Below are 11,411 nucleotides of genomic sequence, written 5' to 3' on the forward strand. Positions count from 1 at the left end.
TTGATCTTTTTATTTTTTCTGTCGAACTGCTCAAAAATAAAACAGAGCTGATTGTATTGTTTTGAGCATAGGAAAACAGATGCAGGAATGAATGAAATAATGAAGAAGTGAGCTGTCTGCTTATTATTGATATAAAGGTACCTGCTGGAACCTTTGCTTTATCTTAGATTTTTACTGCTGTGCTGTTTTTCTTAAATTACGGACTTTTTTGACTAAATTTTTCTGTTTTAATTTTTTTGATCTAAGTGCAATGTCTTCAAGTCTTAACTGGCCTTCAACTCTACATATTCTCTTTTCAGTGTTTACTAAGGGACGTTTTTTTGCCTGTAACGGGCGTAGTGCTGCTTCATGTAACATAAAAATTAAGGCTCGCTGGAAATAGGAAAAAAACAGCGGTGACAGTACCGCTGTTATCTGAAAATGATATTCCCTCTGTCAGGAGGAAACTGCTTTTTTAACCGTTAAATAACTGCACGATAATCAGTGTAATAAGGAGCGGGCAGATATATCTGACATAGAGCGGCCAGACCCGCCAGAACAGGCTGCTGCTGTCTACATCCTGCTGCCCCTGGATCTCCTGTAATAGATTGTTACGCTTCCATACCCAGCCTAGATAGACGGCAATGCCTAAGGCGACAAGCGGCTGTGCGCGTTCAGTGGTTATGGTGATCATAAAGCCGAACAGAGTATCGAAGTTAAATACGACAATTAATGATAAGAAAATAACAAGTGCGCCGATAATGCCGGCTGCCTTATTACGCTCCATGGCAGTTTTTTCCATTAAATAGCTGGTGGGTACTTCAACAATTGATATTGCAGAAGTAAGGCCGGCAATAGTCATTAATACAAAGAATACAAAAGCTAAAATATACTGCAGGCTGCCGTCTAATGTTGCAAACAGTGCCGGCAATACAGTAAAGACTAAGGTATCTGAATTCAGCAGGCCGCCGGACTCGTTGAAGATCTGCACGCCGTTGTGCTGGGCGACATACATTGCCGGAATAATCATCAGGGCTGCCAGTAAGGCGACGCTGCTGTCCGTTAAAGTAACAAAAGCAGTTAGTTTAGCAATGTTCTCTTTTTTACCCAGGTAAGCGCCGTAAACCATCATAGCAGCAGTACCTATAGTTAATGAAAAGAAGGTTTGACCCAGAGCACCGATCAGTACGTCCGCTTCCCAGATACGTGAAAAGTCTGGAACTAATAATATTTTAAGCCCCTGCATCGCACCGGGCAGGGTAAGTATATAGGCCGCGCCTGATATCAGAATAAGCAGCAGCAGCGGCATTAAGCGTTTTGACCACTTTTCTATGCCTTCCTGGACTCCCTGACGTATTACCCAGATCACCATTAAAATGAAGATAGTGGTGAATACTAAATTACGAGATAATGAGAAGTCGGTTAACCAGGCAGAGGCTTGTGAAAATCCCAAAACACTGGCGGCAGGCGCCGCAGCAAAACTAACAAACCAGCCGGATAATATACTGTAGAAAGTGCAGATCAGTGTTGCAGTGATAATAGAGGTAAAACCGATTAACTTACCGATTTTTTTACTTATCGGCGTATTACCTATTTTAGCCATAGCATCGGCTGGATTAGTCTGGCCGTGTCGTCCAATCATAAGTTCTGCAATCAGCATCGGATAGCCTAAAATGATGATAAGCACTAAATAAACAAGCAGGAATGCGCCGCCGCCGTGGGTTGCCGCCTGTGTCGGGAATCCCCAGATATTACCTACGCCGACAGCTGAACCGGCGGCCGCCATAATAAAACCGATGCGTGAACTAAAATGATTTGAATCTGTACTGCTCATATGTGCTCTCTGTGAAATTTTGAGAGACGCATAATAGACCTTTATTTCGACTGGTCAATGGCGGGTTATAGCGCAGCTTGTTATCTATTTGGTGGTTTGTGTTGGCTTTTTGTTAACCCGGGCTGTTTTATTCTTTTTTTCGGCTGCTGCCCGGGTTTTTGTTGTTTTGCCAGTTGCTGAAAAGAGATATGCGCAAGAATATTGCGCCGCTGTATTGTGAAAATTATTTTGTATTAATTTTAAGGCAGAGGAATACTGGTATGATTCTTAACCTGTTTGAGCACGAAACAGGAGTGTACTGCACCGATATTAGGAAGGCTGGTCAGTTTATCTAATAAAAACTCTCTAAATCTATTCATGTCTTTTACCAGTACTTTCAGCTGGTAATCAGCGTCACTGCCGGTAAGTAAGCAGCATTCTAATACTTCATCATAACTGCATACTTTTGCTTCAAATGTTTCAATAACTTCCGGAGTATGCTTTTCCAGACATACCTGCACATAGGCCGCCAGTGACAGGTTAAAATGCTCCGGTGATAATAAAGTTGCATAACCGGTAATAAAGCCGGACTCTTCGAGTGCTTTTACGCGGCGTGAACAGGGAGAAGGAGATAACCCGACCTTATCGGCGAGATCCTGATTTGAAAGTTTTCCCTTACTTTGCAGTAGTTTTAAAATGGCTAAATCGGTTTTATCGAGTTGCAGCTCTGCCATGGTGTCGTTCTCATTAAATAGCAAAAAGTGGAGAATAGCACAGATGGAGAGCTGGATCACAGGTAATGACCCAGCACTTAGTAAAATAATACCTCCGGCAGACAGGGCGCTAATGCCGATCTTGAGTCACCTGCTGATAATCAAACAATATTTATAAAAAATGTCTAGCAGCTGTAATTTTTTATATTAATGCAGTCTATTAATTGTCTCTTTATTATCAAGGCGATAGATTTACTATCATTAATTGCAAATTATAATAGTTATCATTAAATATTCTGCCTTATTCAAGGAGGAAGTGCAGTTTCCAGCAGGATATATTAATGATAGATAGTGAAACATCTTCCAATAAGCTTCAATTACTTAAGTTAATCTATGAATAACGTTATTAGTAAAAACAGCTCTGATACAAAAACGGGTTTAATGAATATCTCACGATTAAGCTATCTGCTGCGGGCTGTACGGAAAAATTCGCTTAATGTACTGAAATTTGCCGACGTAATTGAAGATACAGCAGCAGATCATCTGATAGTGAGTCGTTGTATTCTTACCAATAGGCGCTAAGTTCAGTTGTATTGGCTATGTTTAAAACAAAAGCCGGCTGGCAGTTAACCTGCAAAAAATGAGACTCTGCTGTTATCCTCTGGATATAAACAAAGTCTCATTAAATTGACGGGGTATATAACGACTCAGCATCTTATAATGCAGCGGTAGAAACTGCGTTTTACTTTATGCTTAGGTTTCATCGATTGATACACAACCGGGTAACCGTAACTTAACAGCATGATATCACTACTCATATTACTCTCCTTGGCTGCGCTGAAAAACTCAGCAACAGGTCGAGTAATGAAAATACCGTGCCAGCATTTAATTTTGTTTAAAATCAAGTGGTTAACATTTTTGTGTGGTGATACCTGGATATATCTGCACCATGGTGGATTATTTTTTCACTAAAAGGTGGCATTAAATATATCTTTTGTGGGGAATACCGGGTGGGTGTATTTTCTGCTGTTAGTCCCATTGTCCGTTCTGGCGATTGTTATTCTGTGATGGTTTTAGGAAAAACCATATTGAACTGACTGCCGCAGCCTTCACGGCTGGTGCATTCAATCGTGCCCTGCAAATGATCTGTGATTATATTAAACAGCACATACATGCCTAATCCGCTGCCGCCCTGGTCTTTTTTGGTGGTTATAAAGGGTTCAAATATTTTTGTAAGCAGGGACTCTGACATGCCTTTGCCGTCATCAGAATAATTCAGGTGAATTGAGTCATTAACTTCGCTGATTTTAAACTCGATATGACCTGCATCATCTTCGTTGTAGGCATGCAGAATTGAGTTCATTACTAAATTGGTGACAATTTGTGAGAACAGTCCGGGGTTGCTGGTTATTTCAACTGCTGTATCACCGCAGATATTTATATGGTGCTTAGTGCGTTTCAGCTCAGGGTGCAGGCTCTTCGTTACTAAGCTTATATAATCTGCAAGGTTAAACAGGCGCAGTTTCTGACTGGAGACGTCAACAGATATTTGTTTAAAACTTTGAATCAGCTCGGCTGCCCGCTCCAAATTAAATATTAAAATCTCATCGGCCTGCTTCGACTGTTGTAAATATTCGTTTAACTCACTCATTTTTAGTTCCTGGGAGTTTAAGCGAGTGCGTATTTTTGATGATTCTTCATGGATATGTGAAACTGCGGTAAGACATATGCCGATCGGGGTGTTTATTTCATGAGCGATACCCGCGACTAGTTTAGCTAATGATGCAAGTTTCTCAGACTCCACCAGGTAATTTTGTGCTTTATTCAGTTCATTTGTTGAAGTATGCAGCGCTTGAGTACGTTCACTGATCTGATCTTTTAATTCTTCCTGGTATGAACGCAGTTTATGTTCTGCTTTTTGCTGTGCCTGTAATGCCGCCGCTAGTTTTTGGCGTTCCTTATACAATGTTAAAAAAACACCTATTTTACTGCGCAGAATATCGTCGTTGATCGGCTTAAGCAGATAATCGACGGCACCGCTCTTATAACCTTTAAATTCAAAGGTCTCATCCCGGGAAAATGCGGTTATAAAGATCACCGGTATATGGGCTGTTTTCGGGTGCTGCAGAATAAGTGCCGCCGTTTCAAAACCATCCATTTCCGGCATCTGTACATCCATGAGAATTAAGAAATAATCATTTTTATGTGCTTGAGCTAATGCCTGCTGACCACTGTCAGCATGGGTAATATCTAAATTCAACGGCTCTAATATGCGCTGATATACTCTATGATTATTAGGCTCATCATCTACAACGAGTATTTTTGCACGTGTCTCACTCATAAATCACCCTGTGAAATAAATACTGTAAGTTTAATTAATATAGTCAGCTTTGTGTTAATTAACTGCATGTTTATACAGCCAGATTCGCATCATTATCAGCAGATCATCCAGATCAACGGGTTTACTTAAAAATTCAGAAGCTCCTGCCTGCAGGCATTTTTCTTTATCTTCCGGCATCGTTTTCGCCGTTAAGGCAAAAATAGGGGTTTTACGATAAGCCGGCATTTTTCTGATTTGACGAGTGGCTTCATTACCATCCATAACCGGCATCATGGTATCCATTAATATTAGTTCAAAACTATGGTCATTAGTGAGTAAATTAACGGCTTCCTGGCCGTTACTGGCCATTTCAACATCAAAACCAGTGTTAATAAGCTGTTTAGACAAGGCATAAGAGTTACGCATATCATCATCAACTAACAATATTTTTCTGTTTTCTAAAACCTGATTTTCGTTATGGGGGCCAAGTGTTTCAGACTTCTGCTGTCCGTTGAATTTCTGTTCAATATTCTGAATAAACAAAGATACATCATCACTCAGTTTTTCAGCTGAACCTAGGCCTTTGATTATCACCGATGACGCGTACTGGTTAAGAGTAGACTGATCTTCATCGCTGATTTCCCAGCCTGTATAGATAATGACCGGAGGCACTTGTACAGACTCATTATTATGCAGCGTTTTTAACAGATCGAAACCGTTAATATCCGGCAGGCCTAAATCTAAAATAATACAGTCATAGCGGTTATCTTGTATCGACTGCAGCCCCTCAGTTCCGGAACTTACTGCGGTGATTTTAACGCCTTTATTTTCTAACAGGCGGGTGATAGCGCTGCTGTTTTGTTTATCATCTTCAATCAGCAGGATATGTTTAACAGTACTCTCTGCTATATCAGTAATTTCGTCTAAAACAGAGTGTAAATCATCTTCTTGTACCGGCTTAGTTAAAAAACCTATTGCACCGTGAGAAAGCACATCTGTTTTAATGTCATCGCGCCCTGTTATTATCTGCACAGGAATATGGCGTGTTTTATGACTGAATTTAAGCTGTTCTAATACATGGTAGCCGCTGATATCAGGCAGATTAATATCTAAAATTATCCCCTTAGGCTGATAGGTCTGTGCCAGGTGAATACCTGAACGTCCGGTAACAGCTGTCACACATTTATAGCCCTGCTGCTTAGCATAATTACACAGTGCACTGCCGAATTTAGGATCATCATCAATAACCAGCAGGGCCTGATCATTTACGTGTAAGTCTTTTCTGTCGTCACTGACAACCTGTTCCTGTGAAGGCTGCAGATTGTCGTCGCCTGCTTCTATTTTTTTACTTTCAGTATTTGTGTCTGGTACTGTTTTATAACCGTCAATTGCCATGGGTAAATAGAGGGTGAAGGTGCTGCCTTCTCCTAATATACTTTCTACTTGTATTTCTCCGCTTAACAGTGCGGTGAGCTCTCTGGCGATTGTTAAACCTAAACCTGTGCCTCCGTATTTGCGGCTGGTGGAGCCGTCCTGCTGCTGAAATGCTTCAAAAATGGCATGTTGTTTTTCCTCGGGGATACCGATGCCGCTGTCGATTACTGAAAGTGCGATAATAGGATCCGATGTGTCTGGCGCGTGGCTGAACTGAAAATCATCCGGCGCTTTTTTTATGCTCAGGGTCACGCCGCCGTGGTGGGTAAATTTCATTGCGTTAGATAACAGGTTACGCAGTATTTGTTCTATTCTTAGGCCGTCAGAAATAATAGCTTCCGGTAATAATCGATCTAGATCGATAGTGAACTCAAGTCCCCGGTCATTGGCCACGGGATCAAAGATCTGGTATAAATTACGTGATAATGTTTTGAATTTTACTGTCTCACTATGAATTATCAGTTTACCCGCTTCTACTTTTGATAAGTCCATAATATCGTTAATTAATTCCAGTAAACACAAGCCGCCGTCGTAAATTACTTTTGCATCTTCTACTTCTGTTTGATCAAGGTTCTGCTTTTTATTATTAATAAGTCCTTTGGCTAATAAAAGTAAACTGTTTAAAGGAGTCCTTAACTCATGGCTCATATTTGCTAAAAACTCAGATTTATATTTGCTGGCTAAAGCAAGCTCATCTGCTTTAATTGTCAAAGCTGCCTGCGCTTGTTCAATTTCGTTTTTCTGCTTTGATAAAGAGATCTGCTTTTGTGCTAATTCTGTATTGGACAGCTGCAGCTCTTCACTTTGTGCTTTTAGTTCCTGTTCAGACGCTGTAAGCAGTAAAGTCTGCTCCTGTAGATTCTCGTTAGCGTTTTGAAGTTCTTTCTGCTGCGTTTGAAGCTGTTCTGACTGCTGTTTTAATTCCAGTGTTTTTTGTTTTGACTGTGTCAGTAACATTTCAATTTTTTCACGGCTTTTTGCACTGTTAACAATAACACCAAGACTTTGTGTTACCTGCTTTAACAAATCCAGCTGCTGAGCAGTGAATGCCTGAAAAGATGCCAGTTCAATAACTGCATTGCAGCTGTTATCAAAAATAACCGGCAGAACAATAATATTCAGCGGAGAGGCTTCGCCTAACCCTGATGATATCTGAATATAATCTGGGGGGACTTGTGTCAATAAAATAGACTGTTTTTCCAGTGCACACTGACCGACCAGTCCTTCCCCGAACTCAAGCTGGTTGTCTAGATTTTTCCGCCGCGTATGCGCATAGCTGGCAATTAAATTAAGTTTATTGTTCTTTTTGAGATAAAAGGCACCGTGACCTGCGGTGATGATTCCGGCTAGTTCTGAAATTAGGTATTGTGCTAGTTCAGTTAACTGGTTTATACCTTGAATCTGTTTAACTATGTTGGCTAAATTAGATTTTAACCAGTCCTGCTCTTCCATTTTGTTGAGTAATGCCGCCTTAGATGCATTTTCCTGCTCTAGTTCTTCGCTGCGTAATTTAATTTGTCTGACCATGTCCTGCAGTGCGTGACCTAGTGTATCCTGGTTGGAACTAATGTTTAATTCAACGTCTAAATTACCTTTAGAGATCTGCTCTGCCATATATGCTTTGCGTTTAAGTTCATCAACTATGCTTAATACCGATGCAAAAATGCCGGTAGCATTTTCTTTCTGGCGCTTTTCAAACTGAATATCAGTCTTCCCTAGTGCCAGTTTCTGGGTGATTTCCATAATATATTTAGGCTCTCCGCCAATCGGCCTGCGTATTCTTCCGGCAATAAACCAGGATAAAAACGTTGCTAATATAATCGCGACAGCAGAAATCAGAAGGATAAAGACGATCGCCTGCTCGTTGTCTTCGGCAAGTTCGGGGCCTAATAAATCCTGATCGCTTTTTACGGACAGTTTTACCTGTTCTGCAGCATCGGAAATAAGCGGGCCGATGCGGTCCAGCTGGGTTTCGATTATTTTATTACGCTTTAGTATAAGGTGTTGAATTTCCAGGAAAGTTTCTTCGTAGTTCTTTCTTTCTAAAAGAAAGTCGTTAAACAGTCTTTTAAGCTTAGGGTCCTGTAGACGTGTTCGTAACGATTCGATCTGTGCATCTATTTTTAAACCTATTTCCTGCTGAAATCGACTTGCCGCGGCTAAATCATTGGTGTTTAAAAACTTATTGGCGTAAAGGCGTGCCAGTAATACATGTTCCTGGATACGCCCGGCAAAATAGGCCGTCTCAGAATCTTTATCGTTATAGGCGTCAATAATAATTTCGGTAAGTTTGGTGCGCATTGACAGGCCGCTTGGATCCAGCTGATTAAATACCAGATCATCACGCTGATGTTTAAAATCAATGATGACTGAAAAATTACGTACATATTGTGCAAGAGATGAATCAATCAAACGGATGCTTTGTGCTCGGTCAGCTTGTTCTATTTCAACTTGTGATTGTTTCAATAGATCTTGAAGCTGCTCTAATCTGTCCTGATAATTGAGCACACTCTGCTGGCGGCCTGATTTAAAGAACTCCTTAACATATAAGCGCACCAGCAGCATGTTTGCCTGGAGCCTGCCGGCTAATACCGTGTCGCGCGCTAAATTGCGGTAATTACTAAAACCATTGGAGGCGCTTTCTAATCCGTTATAGGAGACCACTGACATGGTGACAATTACGCTAAGTAGAAGACCAAATCCAAAATTTAATATTGATGAGAGTTTTAAGTTTTCAAGCATAGGAAATTCCTTGCGCTGATCGGAAAAGCTAAACCCAGCTATATTCACCGCTAACGACATTGGTCAGCAGGCATGGCAAAGCAGGCAGGCGGCGATTTTTATCTGGTTAATTCGGTGTTTGTTAATGCTGGTTTCTGCCGCATATAAATATGTCTGAGTATAGAAGAGAGTTGTTGAATTCACCTGTTGACCTGAAGGTGAGAGCACTGGCTTTAATTTACGACTTTCTAGAAGTTTTTGTTTATGCAGGGAAATTAGTTGTTAAACAGAGAAGGGCAGAGGTTTTCTAAGCAAATATTATTGAGATCCGTTAAATAGTAGGTGCCCGGCAGGTAATCCCCAGTAAACGGAACGATATGATCTTAGTAATGTCACTAATTTCAATTAGTTATTTTCGCTGTCTTGGATTACCTGGATATACTGTTCAAGTTCATCAATATCTTTTATCTAAGACCGCTGTTTATATTTATTTTTCAGCGGAGTTTAAATAGCGGTAAAAGTAATAAAAAAAGGGTCTAATAGAACAAAATCATCTAATTTTCGTCTGAAAATCTAATTAAGAATTATTCGTTTTTGCCGATAAGGTCTAAGTACGTTCCAGTATTAAGTACGTTGTATTTGGAGGAAATCATGAGAATTGGAATGCCGAGTTTTCAACCCGCAGCACTATTTAATAAGCTGCTGCAGAGCGAGGGGAAAAATGAAATATCGCAGCAGAGCAGCGTTTATCATATTGAAAAGAAAAGCCTCGCAGTTAATATCATGCACGGAAAATTAGCCTCCTCTTTAGGCATACCTGAGCAGTCAGCGCAGCAGAATAAATCTGCTTTTGATTTTGAGAAAGCCGCTGAGAATGTATTGAGCTTCGTTACAGAGGCGATCACCAAGGCTAAAGAGAACGGTGCAGATGATAAAACCTTAAAAGGAATGCTCCATGATGCTAAAAAAGGCATAAAAACGGGGTTTGCCGAGGCTAAAAGTGAGCTTAAAGATGCCGGGTTAATGACCAGAGAGATAAAAGATGGAATACATGAAGCAAAGCACTTAATTAAAGATGGTTTAAAAGATTTATCTAAGGAGCTGTTTAAACCGCAGGAAACCGCTGCTAACCCCATGACAAACTACCGGGAAGCTGAGCGTTATAATTTAACTAATGATGCTTCATTTAGTATTACAACTAATGAAGGTGACAAGGTCAATATTACATTTAACGCAGAATATCTGCAGCAGAATGCCGCTGTATTAAAATTTGATGAAAACTCCATGGATTACGCACAGTCGAATTATGAATCATTTAATTATGCGTTTTCTTTTGAAGTAAACGGCGAATTAAATGAAGATGAACAAGCTGCTGTGAATGAGTTGATGGGCAGCCTGCAGAATGTCAGTGATCTGTTTTTTGAAGGTGATCTGGAAGATGCCTTTGATGAAGCGCTTAATGTTGGAATGGATACCAGCCAGCTGGCCGCCTTCTCGATGAATCTGCAGAGCACGGAAACCTACGCGGCGGTAAAAGAATATCAGCAGGTACTTCCCGGAAAAGAGATTGCAGATCAGCTCCAGCCTTTAAATCATGAGTTAACAGATGCTTATGAAACAGCAAAACCGTTAGCGCTTGAAGATCAGCTGGCAGGTTTACTAGAGTGGCTTAACCAGGAAGAGCCGGAAGTTAATAAGTTAATTGAATATAGTCAGGCGTTGTTTGAGCAGCTGGCACAGCTTGATAAATTATCATCTACTGAAAGTTTAGCGGATACTGAAAACGCAGCGGATATTGAAAATGCAGCGGATACTGCAGACGAGGTTGTATAACATAGTTCTGCAAAGCACTCGTTCCCATGCTCTGTGTGGGAACGAGGCTGCAGCAGGAATTGTTCCGGTAAATTTTAAGTACAAAAAAGCCCGTAGCGAAGCACAGGCTTAAAAACAAATTTTGACTAAGTCAGTTCTCCTATTATTAATAAAGAGGAGAGATAAGAGCGATTGGTCTAGTACTTTGTTTATTGGGTTTACAGCACCCGATTTCGTTGTATCACGAAATATATTTTCTTACAGGCACAAAAAAGCCCGTACCGAAGTACCAATGCCGTTCGGTTAAGCAATTTTAGGCTTATATCTTAACGGGTACCTTGATGGTATATAAAGCACTGAACGTGGAAACGTTCGGTGTTTTCTTTTTTTAGGCAAGATAAAATGCTTAACATCTTCGCGCATAAGCTGTAATTTTTTCGGAATTGTGCCGTTACCTGAGAGTGCATATCCGCGGATCTGCATATCTATAATGCAAATAGCTGATGTAAAGCTAACTCGGGTAGGCTCGACCTTTGCTTCTTGGGCTATATGTACCATTTCAAGTCGGATCAAGTTATACCCAAGTAATACTCCCCATAACTCCTGCCTTACCCCTTCT

Annotated in this window: 7 protein-coding genes and 1 pseudogene; 2 read left to right on the plus strand and 6 right to left on the minus strand. The window is 40.6% G+C overall.

The genetic code is table 11. From position 1 onward, the window contains the following. Nucleotides 1-171 precede the first annotated feature (171 nt). The 3 genes from G337_RS0125165 to G337_RS0125175 form a co-directional block, all read right to left on the minus strand. Nucleotides 172-357, minus strand: a complete 186-nt coding sequence (locus tag G337_RS0125165; RefSeq protein WP_028866295.1) for a hypothetical protein — start codon at nt 355-357, stop codon at nt 172-174. Nucleotides 358-454: 97 nt separating this feature from the next. Beyond that, nucleotides 455-1,813 carry a sodium-dependent transporter gene (locus G337_RS0125170; RefSeq protein WP_028866296.1) on the minus strand — a complete coding sequence of 453 codons (1,359 nt, stop codon included), beginning with the start codon at nt 1,811-1,813 and terminating at the stop codon, nt 455-457. Between the two features lie 239 nt (nt 1,814-2,052). After that, entirely contained in the window at nt 2,053-2,526 is a 474-nt protein-coding gene (locus G337_RS0125175) for an Lrp/AsnC family transcriptional regulator (RefSeq protein WP_028866297.1), read from the minus strand. Between the two features lie 372 nt (nt 2,527-2,898). Here G337_RS0125175 and G337_RS0125185 point away from each other — a divergent pair, with 372 nt between their 5' ends. Further along, on the plus strand, nt 2,899-3,087 hold the full coding sequence (locus tag G337_RS0125185) for a hypothetical protein (protein WP_028866298.1): 189 nt from the start codon (nt 2,899-2,901) through the stop codon (nt 3,085-3,087). 475 nt (nt 3,088-3,562) lie between these two features. Here G337_RS0125185 and G337_RS0125195 read toward each other — a convergent pair whose 3' ends face one another. Beyond that, nucleotides 3,563-4,846, minus strand: a complete 1,284-nt coding sequence (locus tag G337_RS0125195) for a hybrid sensor histidine kinase/response regulator (protein WP_028866299.1) — start codon at nt 4,844-4,846, stop codon at nt 3,563-3,565. A gap of 54 nt (nt 4,847-4,900) precedes the next feature. Continuing rightward, nucleotides 4,901-9,001 carry a response regulator gene (locus G337_RS27430; protein ID WP_051303634.1) on the minus strand — a complete coding sequence of 1,367 codons (4,101 nt, stop codon included), beginning with the start codon at nt 8,999-9,001 and terminating at the stop codon, nt 4,901-4,903. 630 nt (nt 9,002-9,631) lie between these two features. Between G337_RS27430 and G337_RS27435 the strand changes: the two genes are divergently transcribed. Then, on the plus strand, nt 9,632-10,813 hold the full coding sequence (locus tag G337_RS27435; protein ID WP_051303636.1) for a DUF5610 domain-containing protein: 1,182 nt from the start codon (nt 9,632-9,634) through the stop codon (nt 10,811-10,813). A 282-nt stretch (nt 10,814-11,095) separates the two neighbouring features. Here the strand turns inward: G337_RS27435 and G337_RS0125210 are convergent. After that, nucleotides 11,096-11,411: pseudogene (locus G337_RS0125210) on the minus strand (IS4 family transposase); the annotation flags it as partial.

It is taken from the genome of Psychromonas aquimarina ATCC BAA-1526 (assembly GCF_000428725.1).
Lineage (GTDB): Bacteria > Pseudomonadota > Gammaproteobacteria > Enterobacterales > Psychromonadaceae > Psychromonas > Psychromonas aquimarina.